This is a genomic window from Roseovarius sp. BRH_c41 (genome assembly GCF_000961715.1).
Lineage (GTDB): Bacteria > Pseudomonadota > Alphaproteobacteria > Rhodobacterales > Rhodobacteraceae > Roseovarius.
This window is the reverse complement of sequence record NZ_LADY01000020.1, coordinates 19,603-36,971: the sequence shown is the minus strand read 5'-3', so window position 1 is coordinate 36,971 and position 17,369 is coordinate 19,603. Positions and strand designations below refer to the sequence as shown.

At 59.8% G+C, this 17,369-nt stretch carries 19 protein-coding genes; 12 read left to right on the top strand and 7 right to left on the bottom strand.

The window, feature by feature from the left end; genetic code table 11:
- Positions 1–405 precede the first annotated feature (405 nt).
- Genes murD through VR71_RS05710 form a run of 6 tightly spaced genes read left to right on the top strand, consistent with a single transcriptional unit; the run spans position 406 to position 5,067 of the window.
- Positions 406–1,803: a UDP-N-acetylmuramoyl-L-alanine--D-glutamate ligase gene (murD, locus tag VR71_RS05735; protein ID WP_045682005.1), complete on the top strand. Its 1,398-nt coding sequence runs from the start codon at positions 406–408 to the stop codon at positions 1,801–1,803.
- A gap of 2 nt (positions 1,804–1,805) precedes the next feature.
- Positions 1,806–2,429 carry a VOC family protein gene (locus VR71_RS05730; RefSeq protein ID WP_045682003.1) on the top strand — a complete coding sequence of 208 codons (624 nt, stop codon included), beginning with the start codon at positions 1,806–1,808 and terminating at the stop codon, positions 2,427–2,429.
- Positions 2,426–2,905 (top strand): GNAT family N-acetyltransferase, encoded by a 480-nt coding sequence (locus VR71_RS05725; RefSeq protein WP_045682001.1) that lies wholly within the window; start codon positions 2,426–2,428, stop codon positions 2,903–2,905. Before VR71_RS05730 ends, VR71_RS05725 begins: the two co-directional genes overlap by 4 nt.
- Before the next feature lie 45 nt (positions 2,906–2,950).
- Entirely contained in the window at positions 2,951–3,649 is a 699-nt protein-coding gene (locus tag VR71_RS05720; protein ID WP_009819582.1) for a molecular chaperone DjiA, read from the top strand.
- Positions 3,630–4,655 carry an endonuclease/exonuclease/phosphatase family protein gene (locus tag VR71_RS05715; protein WP_045681999.1) on the top strand — a complete coding sequence of 342 codons (1,026 nt, stop codon included), beginning with the start codon at positions 3,630–3,632 and terminating at the stop codon, positions 4,653–4,655. The genes VR71_RS05720 and VR71_RS05715 overlap by 20 nt, the downstream gene beginning before the upstream one ends.
- A 37-nt stretch (positions 4,656–4,692) precedes the next feature.
- Positions 4,693–5,067: a hypothetical protein gene (locus VR71_RS05710; protein ID WP_009819534.1), complete on the top strand. Its 375-nt coding sequence runs from the start codon at positions 4,693–4,695 to the stop codon at positions 5,065–5,067.
- Positions 5,068–5,097: 30 nt separating this feature from the next.
- On the opposite strand, the gene VR71_RS05705 is transcribed toward VR71_RS05710, so the two are convergent.
- The 7 genes from VR71_RS05705 to VR71_RS05675 all read right to left on the bottom strand — a co-directional run bounded on the left by VR71_RS05705 (position 5,098) and on the right by VR71_RS05675 (position 13,380).
- Positions 5,098–6,639: a Ppx/GppA family phosphatase gene (locus tag VR71_RS05705; protein ID WP_009819533.1), complete on the bottom strand. Its 1,542-nt coding sequence runs from the start codon at positions 6,637–6,639 to the stop codon at positions 5,098–5,100.
- A 50-nt stretch (positions 6,640–6,689) separates the two neighbouring features.
- Complete coding sequence (locus tag VR71_RS05700; protein WP_009819532.1) at positions 6,690–8,864, bottom strand: RNA degradosome polyphosphate kinase; 2,175 nt, start codon at positions 8,862–8,864, stop codon at positions 6,690–6,692.
- A gap of 52 nt (positions 8,865–8,916) precedes the next feature.
- Entirely contained in the window at positions 8,917–9,591 is a 675-nt protein-coding gene (locus VR71_RS05695; RefSeq protein ID WP_045681995.1) for a DnaA/Hda family protein, read from the bottom strand.
- Positions 9,588–10,655, bottom strand: coding sequence for an AI-2E family transporter (locus tag VR71_RS05690; protein WP_040650788.1), 1,068 nt, complete (start codon positions 10,653–10,655; stop codon positions 9,588–9,590). The genes VR71_RS05695 and VR71_RS05690 overlap by 4 nt, the downstream gene beginning before the upstream one ends.
- Positions 10,656–10,811: 156 nt before the next feature.
- Positions 10,812–11,018 (bottom strand): cold-shock protein, encoded by a 207-nt coding sequence (locus VR71_RS05685; protein WP_040650786.1) that lies wholly within the window; start codon positions 11,016–11,018, stop codon positions 10,812–10,814.
- Positions 11,019–11,252: 234 nt separating this feature from the next.
- Positions 11,253–11,819 carry a L,D-transpeptidase gene (locus VR71_RS05680; RefSeq protein ID WP_009819528.1) on the bottom strand — a complete coding sequence of 189 codons (567 nt, stop codon included), beginning with the start codon at positions 11,817–11,819 and terminating at the stop codon, positions 11,253–11,255.
- A gap of 340 nt (positions 11,820–12,159) precedes the next feature.
- On the bottom strand, positions 12,160–13,380 hold the full coding sequence (locus VR71_RS05675) for a multidrug effflux MFS transporter (RefSeq protein ID WP_045681993.1): 1,221 nt from the start codon (positions 13,378–13,380) through the stop codon (positions 12,160–12,162).
- A 179-nt stretch (positions 13,381–13,559) separates the two neighbouring features.
- On the opposite strand from VR71_RS05675, the gene VR71_RS05670 reads away from it, so the two are divergent.
- From VR71_RS05670 to VR71_RS05650, 6 genes are all read left to right on the top strand, one after another.
- Positions 13,560–15,092, top strand: coding sequence for an acyl-CoA carboxylase subunit beta (locus VR71_RS05670; RefSeq protein ID WP_045681992.1), 1,533 nt, complete (start codon positions 13,560–13,562; stop codon positions 15,090–15,092).
- A gap of 72 nt (positions 15,093–15,164) precedes the next feature.
- A complete protein-coding gene (locus VR71_RS05665; RefSeq protein ID WP_045681990.1) occupies positions 15,165–15,500 on the top strand; it encodes a hypothetical protein in 336 nt (111 codons plus the stop codon).
- Positions 15,497–15,910, top strand: coding sequence for a DUF6497 family protein (locus tag VR71_RS05660; RefSeq protein WP_009819524.1), 414 nt, complete (start codon positions 15,497–15,499; stop codon positions 15,908–15,910). The genes VR71_RS05665 and VR71_RS05660 overlap by 4 nt, the downstream gene beginning before the upstream one ends.
- A gap of 223 nt (positions 15,911–16,133) precedes the next feature.
- Positions 16,134–16,271: a hypothetical protein gene (locus VR71_RS24690; protein ID WP_009819523.1), complete on the top strand. Its 138-nt coding sequence runs from the start codon at positions 16,134–16,136 to the stop codon at positions 16,269–16,271.
- 90 nt (positions 16,272–16,361) lie between these two features.
- On the top strand, positions 16,362–16,706 hold the full coding sequence (locus tag VR71_RS05655) for a hypothetical protein (RefSeq protein WP_009819522.1): 345 nt from the start codon (positions 16,362–16,364) through the stop codon (positions 16,704–16,706).
- A 400-nt stretch (positions 16,707–17,106) separates the two neighbouring features.
- Positions 17,107–17,337, top strand: a complete 231-nt coding sequence (locus VR71_RS05650) for a hypothetical protein (RefSeq protein ID WP_009819521.1) — start codon at positions 17,107–17,109, stop codon at positions 17,335–17,337.
- The last annotated feature ends 32 nt before the right edge of the window (positions 17,338–17,369 follow it).

Sequence of the window (17,369 nt, the reverse complement as noted above, 5' to 3'; positions counted from 1 at the left end):
GTCAGCTCAGATAGATCCGAAATTCCGTTGGTTGGCATGGATATTTAGGGTGCGCGAGCATCCAAAAGAGGTGGCTGGCAAAGAGCTTCGAGTTCCCTTCTCGGGGTCAAGGCGGTTTGCACTGGTGGCGCTGTGAGCGCCGCTTTTTCAGGCGCGATCTCTAAATCAGATTATATATTACAAAACTCCGTTATTGCTGTTTGGCTACAGAACAAGCGAGCCGCGTTTTGACGCTCCCACTATCCCAATTTCTTGGAGATGCCAGATGCTTTGCGCGGTGGGAACTTTCTAAGGTGTCTTCCACGTCTAGGAGGTTGAACCAGACTAGGCTCTGACGCTTGCATCTTGACCCAGTCCCGGCGCAAATACGCACAGGCTGGCCAGATTGGGCTGAATGGGGGCAGGATGATACCGGTCATAGGATATTCCGAGGCAAAGGTCGCGGTGCTTGGGTTGGGGCGCACGGGCCTTTCGGCAGCACGGGCATTGCGTGCAGGCGGTGCAGAGGTGCTCGCATGGGACGACACCGAGACCGCGCGCGTGGCTGCTGAGGCTGAGGGGTTTGCCATCGTTGATCTGTCGAGGGCGGGCGCGTTGGACAGGGTGGCGTCCTTGATTGTCAGCCCCGGCATTCCCCATCTCTATCCGGCACCCAATCGGGTGATCGTGGCGGCGCAGGCGGCAGGTGTGCCAGTGGACAATGACATCGGTCTGTTTTTCCGATCTCTGGCAACTGACGACTGGGACGGGTTTGACGTGACGCCCAAGGTGATCGCCGTCACAGGCAGCAATGGCAAATCCACGACATCGGCACTCATTCACCATGTACTTGTCGAGGCAGGGCGAACGGCCCAACTCGCCGGTAATATCGGGCGTGGCGTGCTGGATATCGACCCGCCTGAAGATGGGGGTGTCGTTGTTCTGGAACTCAGCAGCTACCAAACTGATCTGGCGCGGGCCTTGACGCCTGATGTGGCGGTGTTCACCAATTTCTCACCAGATCACCTAGATCGGCACGCGGGTCTTGGCGGCTATTTCGCGGCCAAGCGCAGGCTCTTTGCCGAAGGCGGACCGGACCGGGCCGTGATCGGCGTGGATGAGCCCGAGGGCCAGTATCTTGCCGGGCAGATGGCGGAAGGGCCGAATGATGATCGGGTGATCCGGATTTCCGTTGACCATAAACTCACGGGTTCTGGCTGGTCTGTCTTTGCCCGCAAGGGATTTCTTAGCGAATACCGTCATGGGCGGCAGGTGGGGTCTATTGATCTGCGCGGCGTGAAGGGCTTGCCCGGATCGCACAATCATCAGAACGCCTGCGCCGCCTATGCCGCATGCCGGACCCTTGGGCTGGCCCCGCGCGTGATTGAGGCAGGGCTGCACAGTTATGCGGGTTTGCCGCATCGCAGTCAGCGGGTGGCGGAGAAAGATGGCATCATTTTTGTCAACGACAGCAAGGCAACGAATGTCGATAGCGCACTCAAGGCTTTGCAGGCGTTCGAGAATATCCGCTGGATTTGTGGTGGGTTGGAAAAGGACGGCGGCCTCGCTGGCTTGGCACCGGGGCTGGCGCATGTACGAAAGGCCTATGTGATTGGGCGTGAGGCAGCAGGATTCGCGCGTGCTCTTGGGACGGTTGAGTCAGAAGTCTGCACCACCATGGCGAAGGCCGTGGCCAGTGCAATGAGCGATGCGGAATCCGGTGATGTGGTACTATTGGCCCCGGCGGCGGCAAGTTTCGACCAATACGACAACTTCGAAAAGCGCGGTGAGGATTTCATGGCCCAAGTTCTGGCGCGTCTTTGACCATGGGCGGCGTGGTTCTGCGGCTTGATCATCTGGCAGTGGCAGCAGAGAGCCTTGAGGCGGGGCGCGCGCATGTCGAGGACGCGCTTGGATTGCGTCTTCAACCCGGTGGCAAGCATGCCCATTTTGGCACGCACAACATGCTCTTGGGGTTGGCAGATGGCCTTTATCTTGAAGTGATTGCGATTGATCCAGAGGCCCCTGCGCCGGGATGTCCCCGCTGGTTCGATCTGGATCGTGTTTCCGGTCCACCATGTCTGCACAACTGGATTTGTGCGGTGAACGATCTGGAGGCGGCGCTGATCCGGCATCCGCAGGCCGGACAGCCAGTGGCGCTGTCGCGCGGCGATCTGAAGTGGCGGATGGCAGTGCCGCAGACTGGAATTTTACCAATGGACAATCTGTTCCCGGCACTGATCGAGTGGCACGGCTCGGCGCATCCTGCGACGCGATTGACGCCATCCGGGGCGCGGCTCTCGCGGTTGATCGTCTCGCATCCAAATGCCAAGACGTTGCAAGCGGTGCTTGGACCCGAACTCGGCGACAACAGAGTGGTTTTTGAAACGGGGAATGCGGGGTTGTGTGCAGAGATTGCCACGCCGCATGGTCTAAGAGTGCTGCAATGATCGTCAGAAAAGCGGAACAGCGTGATATCGGGCCGATCCTCGCGTTCTGGAATCCGCTCATCCGAGAAACATCTGTTACCTTCACGACAGTGGAAAAGACGGCGGACTCCCTCGCTGGAGATATGGCCGCACGTGGTTTAGCCTTTCAGGTGATTGAAGAACAGGGCGTGGTTCTCGGGTTTGCCAGCTACGGCGGGTTTCGCTCGGGTCCGGGCTATGCCCGTACAGCGGAGCATACGGTGATTTTAGCCCAAGCCGCACGGGGACGCGGGTTGGGTCGGGCATTGATGACGCGCCTGGAAGATGTGGCACGCGCGGCTGACCTGCATGTGCTCGTTGCGGGTGTGAGTGGCGAAAATGCGGCGGCCATCGCCTTTCATCGCGCCATCGGCTACTCTGAGGTGGCGCGAATGCCCGAAGTCGGGCGAAAATTCGGGCGCTGGTTGGATTTGGTGCTACTACAGAAAACCTTGTGACGGTTTGCACTGACAGTGCTCTTGATTGGGTCTAAGGTATTTGGCATGTCGATCTGGGTGCGTATCTCCGAAGCCTTGTCGGCCCTCGCCAGCGGCGAGGGGCTCAGCGCCGTTTTCGACCGTCTGCGTAGCCCACCCGAGCGCAGTGTTGCCTTTACCATAGCAGTTATCGCGCTCTCGGCGAAAATGGCTAAGGCGGATGGTCTGGTGACGCGTGAAGAGGTGACGGCGTTTCGCGAAGTCTTCCAGATTGCCGAGGCCGAAGAAGCCAATGCCGCCCGCGTATTCAACCTAGCGCGGCAAGATGTGGCAGGGTTTGAGGAGTATGCTCGACGCATTGCGCGGATGTTCGACGGTCAGCCGGGCACGCTCTGTGACCTGATGGAGGGGTTGTTTCACATCGCGATGGCGGATGGGGTGTATCATCCGAATGAGGACACCTTTCTGGAGCGCGTGGCAGAGATTTTCGAGCTAAAGCCGCAGTCTTTTCGGGCGCTGAGATCGCGGTTTGTGCCCAATGCCGCACCCGATCCTTGGTCTGTGCTCGGCGTCACTGTGGATACGCCGATCGACGAGGTGCGCAAGATCTGGCGTCAGTTGGTGCGCGAGACACATCCCGATAGGATGCAGGCGCGTGGTGTGCCACCCGAAGCGATCAAGCTCGCCGAGCGACGTCTGGTCGATATCAATCGCGCGTGGGACGAAATCAGCGAGGCGCGTGTCAGTGCGGATCGCCACCTATAACGTCGAATGGTTCAATGCGCTCTTTGATGATTTAGGGCGTCCCTTGGACGATGCCGAATGGTCGGCGCGCTACAAGGTGACTCGCGGGGATCAACTGACTGCCCTTGGAATTGTCTTTTCCGCTCTTGATGCTGATGCTGTTCTTGTGGTTGAGGCCCCGGATCAAAACGGGCGGCGCAGCACCGTGACGGCACTTGAGAATTTCGCTTTGCTGATTGGCTTGAGAGCACGTCGGGCGGTGATCGGCTTTGCCAATGACACGCAACAGGAATTGGCGCTGCTCTACGATCCGGATGTCCTGACCGCGCGTCATGATCCGCAGGGCGACCCAATGCCCGGCGGGGTCGGGGTGCCGCGATTTGACGGTATATTCCGAATAGATCTCGATATCGACGACCACGCTGACCGGGTGCAGTTTTCCAAACCGCCGCTCGAGGTGGAGCTGACCACCAAGGCGGGCCGGGTGCTGCGCTTGATCGGCGCGCATCTAAAATCCAAGGCGCCGCATGGGGCCAAAGGCCGCGACGAGACCCTGCGCATCGCTATTGCCAATCGACGAAAGCAATTGGCGCAGGCGGTGTGGTTACGACAGAGGATCGCGGCGCATCTGGAGGTGGGGGATGCGTTGATCGTGCTGGGGGATCTGAATGACGGGCCCGGACTTGATGAATACGAGCATCTGTTTGGCCGCTCATCCCTCGAGATTATCACGGGCGAAGGGCAGGAGACCGCTCTGACACTCTTTGATCCGCATGCACATGGAGCATTAACCCAGCGGATCGGGGCTATTCACACCACAGCACGGTTCTACATCCGCGATAAAAAGCGCTACATGCAGGCCCTGCTGGATTATATCCTGATCTCACCGGATCTGATGGCGCGCCGACCTGTCTGGCGGATCTGGCATCCGTTCGACGATCCGGGGTGCTGGGACAATCGCGATCTCCGCGAGGCGCTTCTGGCGGCATCAGACCATTTTCCCGTCACACTGGATCTTGAGCTTTGATCTTAAAATCCTCATCAGACCTGCCTATATGAGTGGAATGAAACCATTTCGCCTGATCCGCACTGTCTTTCTGATTGCAGCGCTCAGCGCGGCCCCTCTGGCCGCTCAAGAGGCTGAAGATGAGGGGCGCTCTCTGATTGAAGAAGGCGCGCGGCTGTTTTTCGAGGGTCTCCAGCGAGAGATGGGGCCCGCTCTTGAGGGGCTGCGCGACAGGGCGCAAGAGATGGAGCCCGCCTTGCGTCAGTTTGTCGAGGAAATGGGGCCAGCGCTGCGCGACCTGATGGACGAGGTCGGCGATTTGAGCGCCTATCATGCCCCCGAGGTTCTACCCAATGGGGACATCATCCTGCGCCGCAAGACTCCGCAAGAGATAAAAGATGCCCCTCTGCCAGAAGGTGAAATCGAACTCTAAGCTGGTTTGGTCTGCTCAAGTTCCCTGTCACTACGGGGTCTTGATCACGACGCGGGCTGATAATGCTGCGGCCAACGACGCAAAGCGCGACTGAGCCACCTCGCCAAAGAGCGGGGCGGCCTCTGCCGAGAGGCGCAGTTCAAGCACCTTTTTCTGAGGAAACCAGCGCAATTCGCCCAAATGGGCATTGCGCTTGAGCCAGAGCATTGCGGTAAAGCGCATGGCCTTGCCGAGAACCTCTGCCTCGTGGCGGTCCTTGTCCGAAATCAGCCCGTCAAGATCGGCAAATCGACTGTTCTCGCGCTTGTTTGAATAGCGGTGCAACAGGGCGAGGCCCAGATAGACCCGCTCTGAATGTTTGAGGCCGCCCAGATTGGCGCGGGTGGCATTGTCGAAACAGACTTCGGCGCGGTAATCCGGATGTGCGCGCCAACTGACGTCATGCAAGAGGCATGCAGCTCGCATCAGGCGGCGGCGCTCTGGCTTGGCGGATTTGAAGAGCGGAAGAATGAAATGGTAGATGACTTTGCCAAATCCGGGCAGACGCGCATCCTTCTGCTCGGCAAAACGGCAGGCCTCTATCAATGGATCACGGTCGCGCAGCATTTGAGGCATCTGCTCATAAAGCAGGCCTTCGCGGATGCCATAGCTGGACACGGCGATGTCTCGTGGTTTGAAGGTTTTGATCAACTCGCCCAGAACCTCGACCGCTTGCGGGACAAGGTCTATCCGGGCCATCGACACGCCTGATTGCAGCCGGAGTGTTTCGGCATCCTGCTTTTCGATGTACTTGATCGTCGCGCGTACATCGGCGGGGCTCATGCGGTATTCGTGAAGGACATGTAGCGGATAATTGCGCCGCGCCATGTCAATTCGGGCGATCGCCCGCCAAGAGCCGCCGACCAGAAAGAGGCGGTTCTTTTGTTCACCAAGTTCGTCGCGCATGGCAGTCAAGGTTTGACGGATATAGGTCTTGCGCGCCTTCTTGCCGCCCTTGAGATCGCGAAGTTTCAGCGGACCAAGTGGCGAGGACACCCGCGCGCCGACCTTGCCGCCATTGATCTCGGCCAGTTCCATTGATGAACCGCCAATGTCACAGACAAGCCCATAAGACCCCGGCCAACCCAAGAGAACGCCTTGCGCCGATAGGCGCGCTTCTTCTCGGCCGTCGATGACCCAGAGCTTGAGACCGGTTTCGCGTTCAACCTCGGCGCAGAACTCTGCACTATCGCTGGCCTCGCGCACGGCGGCCGTGGCGACGGCCACAAGCGGGCCGGTGTCCATGCCGTCGGCCAACATTTGAAACCGCTTCAGCGCCTCCAGAGCGCGTTTGCGACCGGTCGGATTCAGTCGGCCACTTTCGGACATGCCCGCACCGAGGCCGCACATGATTTTTTCGTTGTAAAAGTATGCGGGGCTGCGCGCAGCGCCGTCAAAGACCACAAGGCGCACGGAGTTCGAGCCCACATCAACCACACCCACGCGGCTGAGCGCGCGCGCGGTGGGGCTATCGAACAGGGGACGGCCGAATGGGCCGCCGTCGGGTTCTGTTGGATCGTTGGTGCCGTCCATATCCGTCCCAGTCTTACGCGCCCCCTCTATGCGACACGGGCGCGCGCGGGTCAATCATCCGTATGGGTCAATTTAGGCACATCCGATGCGCCTGCCGAACCGCGACCAGAGAGCGACGGGTATTCCATGAAGAAGCGATGGCAGTTGAAGGCAAATGCTCCTTCGGGGACGGGCGTACGGGTAAAGCTGCCATCGGGTGCCATGACCCAACTCTGCGCAACATCGGCCATGTTGGCGGCCATGACCTGACTGACGATCTGTGCCTTGACGGTCTGGTTTTCGATTTCGACGAGGGTCTCGACGCGGCGGTTCAGATTTCGGCCCATCCAGTCGGCCGAGGAAATGAACACCCGCGCCCTTTTTGATGGCAGACCGAACCCATTGCCGAAACAGACGATGCGGGAATGCTCGAGAAAACGTCCAACAATGGATTTCACCCGAATATTGCTGGATAGGCCCTTGATTCCGGGACGCAATCCGCAGATGCCGCGCACCACGAGGTCGATCTTGACGCCTGCCTCTGACGCCGCATAGAGGGCGTCAATGATGTCGGGCTCGATCAGCGAGTTCATCTTGGCCCATATCGCCGCAGGTTTGCCGACCCTCGCATGCTCGGCCTCTCGGCCGATCAGTTCAAGCAGGCGAGGTTTAAGCGACTTGGGCGATATCGAAAGATTCTCCAGCCCCTCAGGTTCGGCATAGCCAGAGAGATAATTGAACACCTTTGTGGCATCGCGCCCAAGCTGCGTGTTGCAGGTAAAAAAGCTGAGGTCCGTGTAAATCCGGGCCGTGATCGGGTGGTAATTGCCCGTGCCATAATGCGTATACGTGACCAGATTCTCGCCCTCGCGCCGCACCACGGTCGAAATTTTGGCATGTGTCTTGAGGTCGATGAAACCATAAACCACATGCGCGCCCGCCCGTTCCAAGCGCCGAGATTGCCGGATATTGGCCGCTTCGTCGAACCGTGCCTTGAGTTCGACAAGGGCGGTGACGGATTTGCCATCCTCAGCCGCCTCGCAGAGCGCCTCGACGATGGGAGAATTGCGTGAGGTGCGATAGAGCGTCTGTTTGATCGCCACGACATCGGGATCGTGCGCGGCCTGCGTTAGAAACCGCACCACCATGTCAAAGGTCTCATAGGGGTGATGCAGCAGCATGTCCTTTTGCCGGATCGCCGCAAACATATCTCCGCCATGGTCCTGTACCCGTTCCGGCACGCGCGGAGTAAAGGGCGGCCAGAGTAGGTCAGGGCGGGCATCCAGCACCAGTTCCTTGAGGTCTGCTAGACCAATCATGCCCTCGACCTCGACCACCTCTTCGGGGATGACATGCAGTTCCTGCATGATCACGCGGCGCAGATCCTCTGGCGCATTGGCCGAGATCTTCATCCTCACCACCTCGCCGCGGCGCCGACGTTTCAGCGCCACCTCGAATTCGCGTACGAGGTCTTCGGCTTCTTCCTCGACCTCCAGATCGCTGTCGCGAAGCACGCGAAAAGCGCAATGGCTCTTGTACCGATAGCCCGGAAAGAGGCTGTGCAGATGCAACAAGAGCAACTCTTCCAGCGGCAGGAAGCGATAGGTGCCCTCGGGCGCGGGCAGCGGGATGAATCTCGCGATCTGTTGTGGAATCGGCAAGAGCGCCTGAAGTGGGCGTTTGTCCGCCTTGCGCTCAAGATGCAGGGCGAGACTATAGCCCAGATTGGGAATGAACGGAAAAGGATGCGCCGGGTCGATGGCCAGCGGTGAGAGCACTGGAAAAGCCTTGTTCAGAAAGACATCCGCAAGATAGGTCTTGTCGTCTTCGCCGAGTGAAGTGTGCTCGAGAATAGAGATGTTCTCGGCCTCCATCTCGCGGCGCAGGCTGTCATAGGTTTTCTGTTGCGAGTCCAAAAGCTTGCGGGCGTTCTCGTTGATCAGGACAAGCTGTTCGGCAGGGGTCAATCCATCGGCAGCGGGGGTGGTGTTGCCCGCTTGCGCCAGCTCTCTCAGGCCCGCGACGCGCACATTGTAGAACTCGTCCAGATTGGTCGCGGAAATCGACAGAAAGCGCAGCCGTTCAAGGAGCGGCACGCGTGGATTCTGTGCCTCTTCCAGCACACGCCAGTTAAAGCCAAGCCAGCTGAGTTCACGGTTATAGAACCGCCCCGGCCCGGTGAGGTCCAGATCAGGCAGTTCGACAGCTTCGGGCGCGGGGTGTTTCAGAAAATCTGATTGGGTCATGACGGGCTTATCGCGCTGATATGTAACGGATTGGTGACGCAGCGTGGCGCTATTACACCATTTTGTCCAGCACTTGCGCGGCGAATGCGCGGGTGATGGCGCGGCGCTCTGCGAGGGCTGCTGCATCGAGGGTCTCGACCACCTCTCGCACAGCGGCAAAGGAGCGGTCGATGCGGCGCGAGAGATAGGGGACAGTGTCTGGGCTCGGGGCAATCTGGCGGTCAGCAAAGAGTTTGGTCAACACAGCGGCGAGCAAAGCGTCATCGGGCGCGCGCAATTGGGTCACAAGCGTACCCTGCATGCGGCTCATCAGGTCGGGCAGCCTGAGTGGCCAGAGGTGCGGGGGGCGCTCTGCCGTGAGAAGGATCGTATGGCCTTCCGCGAGGCTAAGATTGTGCAGATGAAAGAGTGCCTCTTCTGCGGCGCGATTGCCTGCTGTCTGCTCTGCATCTTCAATCGCGAGAGGACTGAGCGCAAGAGCGGGAATATCAGCATCGGTGAGATCAGCGGCAGCAATGATCCGGGCGCCGGAAAGAGCCGCCCAAACATGTGTGAGATGGGTTTTCCCGGAACCGGTGGGCCCCGCGAGGATCAGCTTGCGTGAAGGCCATGTCTCCCAGGAGTCGATCATGGCCACTGCTTCGGCATTTGCCGGTGAGACGAAAAAATCCTCTCTCCCCAGTGCGGGCCGCACTGGCAAATCAAAGCTGAGTTGGTGGGGCGTCATTCGCGGTCAACGCTTTCGATGCCGCGATAAAGCCGGCTGTCGCGGTATTGGTCGATCGCAAAGCGGGCGATAACCCCAAGCGCTGCGGCCACGGGCACCGCGACCAGCATGCCGACAAAGCCGAAAAGTGCACCGAATGCAGAGAGTGCGAAAATGAGCCAGACCGGATGAAGGCCCACTGAGGAGCCGACCAGCTTGGGCGTCAAAAAATTGCCCTCAATGATCTGTCCCGACACAAAGACTGCGGCTACGAGGCCGACGCTGACCCAATCGCCCCAGAACTGAAACAGGGCAAGTCCGACGGCGAGCACGCCGCCTACGATGGAACCGACGTAGGGGATGAAGGTAATCAGTCCGGCGATGGCGCCGACCACGAGGCCGAATTGCAAGCCGACCAGCATCAGGGCGACCGCATAATAGGTGCCAAGGATCAGGCAGACCGTGCCCATGCCGCGGATGAAGCTGGCCAGCGTGTTGTCGATTTGGCGTGCGAGGCGGCGGATGACGGGGGCGTGGTCGCGTGGCAGGAGGCGGTCGATTTCAGCGACCATATTGTCCCAATCATAGAGAAGGTAGACTGAAACGACGGGAACAATGACAAGCAATATCAATATGTTAACCATTGATGCGGCCGAACTGAGCACTGTCTCGAGCAATTGGCCGCCGCGTTCGCGGATGGTCTCTCCCACGGACAGCAGCGTCTTGTTCAGTGCCGAATCCGCCTCGAAAAGAGAGGGGAAATGCGTGGTGAGAAAGCGATGGAGATCATTGGCAAGTTCCGGTGCTATGTTGAACAAGGCAACGGCCTGATTGACCAAGGAGGGAATCACCAAAAGTGCAATGATAACAAAGGCCAGGATGGCCAGAAGCGTGATCACCCCTACCGACGTGGCACGACTGAGACCCAGACGTTCCAGTCGGTCGGCTACCGGATCAAGGAAATAAGCAATTGCGCCGCCAAGCACGAACGGCAGGATCACATCACCCAAAAACCAAAGCAAAACAAAGGCTACGACGGCTGCCGCGCCCCAGTATTTCATCTGTTCCCTAACGGGGAGCGCCATTGTTCGCCTCCTGATACAGGCCCTATGTCATCGTTCGAGCGGGCGGTTTCAAGGGGAAAGGCAAGGTTCGGGAATATTTGCGCCCGATCTCTTACCGCGCCACTATACGGCGCGATAAGTCTTTGATTTCACGTGATTTATCGCTTCGCCTCTGGTTCAGGCGAGGGAGATATTCGACGCTGATTCACGACCGTCGCGGCCGGATTCGATGTCGAAAGTCACTTTCTGGTCGTCGGCCAGACCGGTCAGGCCAGCGCGCTCAACGGCGGAAATGTGAACGAAAACGTCCTTGCCACCGCCATCGGGCGCAATGAAACCATAGCCCTTGGTGGCGTTGAACCATTTTACGGTGCCAGTAGCCATCGTACTGATATCCTTTTGTTTTTGCTGCCCGCGGGAGTGCGGCAGCCCGGCAAAGTCGTGCAAGATCGAGTGACTGAGCCGTAAAGGACAGATGGTCGATAGCGGTAACGTCGCACCAAGAAATATGGCCAGTTCCAAAATGAAAAGCAAGACCCCCGCATCTGGCCCCCGTACGCTTGTGCGGTCAGACCGTACGTTCACGCGATCCCTGCCAGAGGAGCGACCGCGCCCCGGTCAGAGAACGGTGACGACCGTCCCAATCGGCACACGCGCGTAGAGATCCTGAACGTGCTCGTTGATCATCCGGATGCAGCCGTTCGACACTGATTGCCCGATCGAGGAGGGCTGGGTTGTTCCGTGAATCCGGTAATAGGTATCGCGACCATTCTGGAAGAGATAGAGGGCGCGCGAGCCAAGCGGATTGTCAGAGCCGCCGGGCTGAACATAATCATTGTCCTTGAAGCGGCCATAAGTGCGGGGCTCACGTTCGATCATCTCGTCCGTCGGGCGCCAAGTGGGCCATTCTTTTTTGACAGAGATTGTGGCGGTGCCGGTAAACTCCAAGCCTGCCTTGCCGACGCCCACGCCGTACCGGCGGGCACGGCCCGGCGCGGTGACGAAATAGAGGAAATGCGCGCGCGGCAGCACGATCAGTTGACCGGGTTGATAGACGGGGTCAAAGGACACCTCTTGAGGGGCGAATTTCGGGTTGAGCTCAAAGGCACCGGCAAAATTCGGGGCGAGGGTTGCCGTGCCGAGGGTGGCAAGGCCGGTGGACATGAATGTGCGGCGATGAATCATCGGAACCTCCTGAAATGTCGACTCAGATATAAAGCCTGCGTTCGCGATTGAAAAAATCAAAAGCGGTTGATGCTCACGTTCCGAGCCAGACTGTGGCGATAGGGTCGCGTGTTTGGGTCAGATCGCTGCCCAATCGGTGAAGAGAGCGAAGAAGGGGGGATGATGGAGAGGCGCGGAGGGGTCGCGCGGTTGAGTGTTCCGGTTTGACATGGTGGGCTCCTGTTGGTTGCTCAGGTCACAGGTGGGGGCCTGATCGGACGGGGACCAGAGGCGATGAAGGATTTGTGATTGAGGTTGAAAGACTTGGCTCTTGGGCAAAAGGCGGAGTCCGTCGTGTATCCTAGCCTGCCAGACCCAGCCTGCGTTCGCGCCGGATCACGGCGAGGATGGTGACGATGGCGGCCAGTGCCGTTGTGAGCATGATCCACAGAAGCGCAAAGACCCCACTTCCGGGGGTGAGCAGCAGTCCCGCCAAGGCCGAGAGCCCTGCGCCGATGCCGATCATCAGCGCGCCCGACAGGCCACTGGCGGTGCCCGCAAGATCGGGGCGGATCGAGAGGGCGCCTGCGGTCGCATTCGGGATCACCATGCCATTGCCCAAGCCCATGAACATCATCAGCCCAAAGAACGTGAAGGCCGTGCCAAACCCGAGATAGAAGAGAAAGAGGTTGAGGGCGATACCAGCCGCGTTGAAGAGTGTGCCCCAGAGCACCATGCGGTTGACGCCGACGCGTGTCGAGAACCGCCCCGACGCAAAATTTCCAAGGAAATAGCCAATTGCCGGGGCACCAAAGAGGATGCCGAGGGTCGAGGGCGGCAGGCCAAACACCTTGTCTCCCACAAAGGGTGCGCCCCCCAGATAGGCAAAGAATGCGCCGGACGACAGCCCTGCCGCCAGTGCATAGCCCCAGAACCGGCGCGAGGTCAGAAGGGCAGGATAGTCGCGAAACTGCTGCATCAGGGTGCGGCCCGACAGCGGCGCGGTTTCGCCCAGATCACGCCAACAGACCACAAAGAGCGCTGCGCCGAGAATAAAGAGCGCCCAGAAATTCGCCTGCCAGCCAAAGGCCTCGTCCAACAGCCCACCAAAGGCCGGACCGATCATCGGAACCACCGCCATGCCCATGGTCACGTAGCCGATCATCGAAGCGGCGCGGTCCTGCGGGACCATATCGCGCACGATGGCACGGCTGAGAACCATGGCAACGACGACGCTGGCCTGCACCATGCGAAAGGTGAGGAAGACGGTGACGTTGGGCGCAAAGATGCAACCCAGAGTGGCGACGAGGAAGAGGCCGAGCCCCCAGAGAATCACCGGACGCCGCCCCCAACGGTCCGAAATTGGTCCCATCAGAAGTTGCAGCCCGGCATTGACCCCGAGGTAGAGCGCCACCGACAGTTGGATCAACCGGTATTCGGTGTTGAAATACGCGGTCATTCCCGGCAGGCTGGGAAGAAAGATGTTCATCGCAAGCGCCGATAGGCCCGCAAGCAGGATCAGCGTTGAAATATGCGGTGGGGTGGTGCGGTTCAGATACCGGGGGGGCTGAGCGGTGGTCATCGCTTATGGCTAGGAGCGGCATCCGGTGAAGTCCATGCCGCGTAGGCCATTATTTGCAAGTTTACATATTTGCTGAATATGTTTTGCGAACATTTGCAAATTTGCCCGATTTTCCTTTGTCCGCGCGGCTCTAATCCCTATGCTGCGCGCATTATCGCAGGGATCGCTAGGGGAGTGCCATGAAAGACATCCTTCAGGAGTTGGAAAGCCGCCGCGCCGAGGCGCGCAAGGGCGGGGGCGCGCGCCGGGTTGACGCGCAGCACGCCAAAGGCAAGCTGACGGCGCGCGAGCGGGTCGAATTGCTGCTCGATGAGGGCAGCTTTGAAGAGTTCGACATGTTCAAGGCGCATCGCTGCACCGATTTCGGGATGGAACAAGAGCGGCCCTTTGGCGACGGGGTCGTGACCGGCTGGGGCACGATCAATGGTCGCATGGTCTATGTGTTTTCGCAGGATTTTACCGTGTTCGGCGGGTCTCTGTCGGAAACGCATGCCGAGAAGATCTGCAAGATCATGGATATGGCGATGCAGAATGGTGCGCCGGTCATCGGCATCAACGATTCGGGCGGCGCGCGCATTCAGGAGGGTGTGGCCAGTCTTGCCGGCTATGCCGAGGTGTTTCAGCGCAATATCATGGCGAGCGGGGTCATTCCGCAGATCAGCCTCATCATGGGCCCCTGTGCCGGGGGGGCGGTCTATAGCCCCGCGATGACAGATTTCATTTTCATGGTGCGCGACAGTTCTTATATGTTCGTGACCGGACCCGATGTGGTCAAGACGGTGACCAATGAGGTTGTCACCGCCGAGGAACTGGGCGGCGCGAGCACGCATACCCGCAAATCGAGCGTGGCAGATGGCGCGTTCGAGAATGATGTGGAGGCGCTGGCCGAGGTGCGGCGGCTGGTGGATTTCCTGCCGCTGAACAACCGCGAGAAGCCGCCGGTGCGTCCCTTCTTTGACGAGCCGGGGCGGGTGGAGCAAAGCCTCGATACGCTGATCCCAGACAATGCCAACACGCCCTATGACATGAAGGAATTGATCCTCAAGGTTGCGGATGAGGCGGATTTCTACGAGATTCAGGCGGAGTTCGCCAAGAATATCATCACCGGGTTCATCCGGTTGGAGGGGCAGACCGTCGGTGTTGTCGCCAATCAGCCGATGGTGTTGGCGGGATGTCTGGATATCGACAGCAGCCGCAAGGCGGCGCGCTTTGTACGGTTCTGCGACGCGTTCGAGATCCCGATCCTCACATTCGTCGATGTGCCGGGGTTCCTGCCGGGCACGGGGCAGGAATATGGCGGCGTGATCAAGCATGGTGCCAAGCTGCTCTTTGCCTATGGCGAGGCGACGGTGCCCAAGGTGACGGTGATCACCCGCAAGGCCTATGGTGGCGCCTATGACGTGATGGCCTCGAAGCATCTGCGCGGCGATTTCAACTATGCCTGGCCCACGGCCGAGATTGCGGTGATGGGGGCCAAGGGGGCGACAGAGATCATCCACCGCGCCGATCTGGGGGCGCCCGACAAGATCGCGACGCATACCAAGGATTACGAGGCGCGGTTTGCCAATCCGTTCGTGGCGGCGGAACGCGGCTTTATCGACGAGGTGATCCAGCCGCGCAGCACGCGGATGCGGGTGAGCCGGGCGTTTGCCAGTCTGCGCAACAAGAAGCTGACCAACCCTTGGAAAAAACACGATAATATTCCTCTGTGAGGGGTAAGGATTGGGGGCCTGCCCCCAAACCCCCGGAGTATTTTCAGAACCGTGATGCGCAAGAGAGGCAGGATGGGCAGGGACCGCTGGCATGTGATCGAGGAGGAGGGCGCGCTGACGCTGGCGCGGCGGGTGCCTGTGCGCTTTGATCTGGCGGTGGAGACGGTGTTGCCCGGCGTCACCGGGCGGCGGCGGTTGGCGCATCTGGTGCGACAGGATCTGTGGCGGGCGTTGCAATCGCTGCGCGGCTACGCCCCGGTGGTGCAGGTGACGCGCCGGGCGGACGCGATGCAGGTGCGGGCCGGAGGGGCCGTGGCGGGGCGGTTTGATCGCGCCAATTGCGAGGCCCTGATCGCGGTGGTGTTGGAGGATGCGGACAATCGTGCGCGCTGGATGAGGCGCGCATGATGAGACGGGTGGGACGGGCTGTGGCGCTGAGCGCCGGGCTGGCTCTCGCCCAAGGGGCGGCAGCGCAGGAGGAGGCGCTGCCGCTACCCTCGGGTCTTGTGGCGCGGATACAGGAAGTGCTGACGGATCGACCCGGCGTGGGCCTCACCTATCGGTTCCGGTTTGTGGCGGAAGGATTCGAGGGCGTGTCCGAGGAAGAGGCGGAACTGGAAACGGTGCTGGCCGATCTGATCTGGCTGTGCGAGAGCTACGCGCTGCCGCGATTGGCAAATACTGGGCCAACGCCCGCTCAGGTTGTGATTTCGCTGGCGGATCGACCGTCGGAATTCGGGGTTTTCGACCCCACAGTCATTCAGGTCTTTGAGGCCTACAGGCCGCAGGATGGAGCCTGCATCTGGGAGATGTTCTAATGCAAACGCAAAATGTTGCGCCGCGAAATCAAGACCTTGGAGCAACTGAGGCTTTGGGGACACAGGCGCACGGGATTGGTGAAGACAGATGTTCAAATCCAAAAAATTCCGATAAGCTGAATCGAGGTTGCACCCAAGCGACCTTTACCTCGCCCCTAAGGCGGGCAGGGACATGGTGTCCTTGCGCGTCTTTTCATGAAGATACGAGAGACAGGAGATATACATGTCGAAGAGCGTTAAGAGCATTCTCGCAATCGGCCTCGTTGCCTTTGTTGCAGCATGTGCCCAGCAGGCCGAAGAAGAGTTTGTTGTGGTCGAGCCGATCACCACAGAGCCCGTTTCGACCGGCAAGTACAAGTAAGCCCATTGGGCTAGGTACGGGACGGACCGGTTGGGCCGTCCCGTCCACCAAACTTTCCGCGCAACGCCCCGGTGATTCGGAGGGCGTAACATGCTGAAGCATCGCGGTTTTCCCGGTCGTTTGCCGGGCACGGATTTCCAATTCACCATTCGCCGCGCCAATCCCAAAGGGGCCAGCCCTCTGCTTCCTCGTGAGCGGTTTCGCGACCGTAGGCCCGCTGACAAGCGGGCGGATGTCGGATTCCTGCGCGCCATCTGGGAGTGTTTTGGCGCAGAGCCCTTTGAGCGGGGCAATCTGGATGCCGGGCGGTTGAGCTGGCTTTTGGGGCGCGAGGTGAAGCCTGCCGAGGAGCCCTTTGATCCCACGAGTTATGAGGCACTGCTGGTGCTTGATCTCGATGTGGCGCGATCGTCCTTTCCCGAGGTGTTCGAGTGAGAATGGGAGGGGGTGACCCAGTTTTTGGTGGCGCTTTGGGCGGCATTTTGCCTACAGGTTGTGTAAACGGGCAAAGGTCTGCCGACGCCGGTCTGTTGCGCAGCTCGTGCTTGGCGCATCGGCGCGTTGCTGGCAGATTAAGCCAAGTGGCGGGAGTCCTTTCCCCAGAGGTTGCGACCTTGCGTCGGTCCCGCCGCCCTTCCCCTTGTGGGCGATCCTATGCGGGCGTGCATGGATCGCCCACATTTTCGATCCGCGCAGATGAGGAGTCATCACTTGGTGCGGGTGGGCGGGCATTCGCCGATGCAGGCGGCCGCAGGCGCAATCGCTTTGACGCGGCCCTGTTCGCAGCGTTTTATGCCCGCGATATCCTATGCATCACCAAAGGAGAACGCCACACATGCAGAATATCCGATTGCACCCGATCCGACGGGGCATTGCCCCCATTTTGGCCGTCCTTGCCCTTGGCACGCTTGTCGCCTGCGGTGACACGGTTCCCGAACAGGCGCTGTTGGGGGGCGGTGCCGGCGCTCTTACAGGGGCGGCTGTCGGGGGCAGCGTTATCACAGGGGCCGCAGTCGGCGCTGCGGGCAATGTGGTCTATTGCCAAGCCTATCCCGGCCGGTGCTGACACTCTGATCCACAAGGCGGACGCAGGCGATT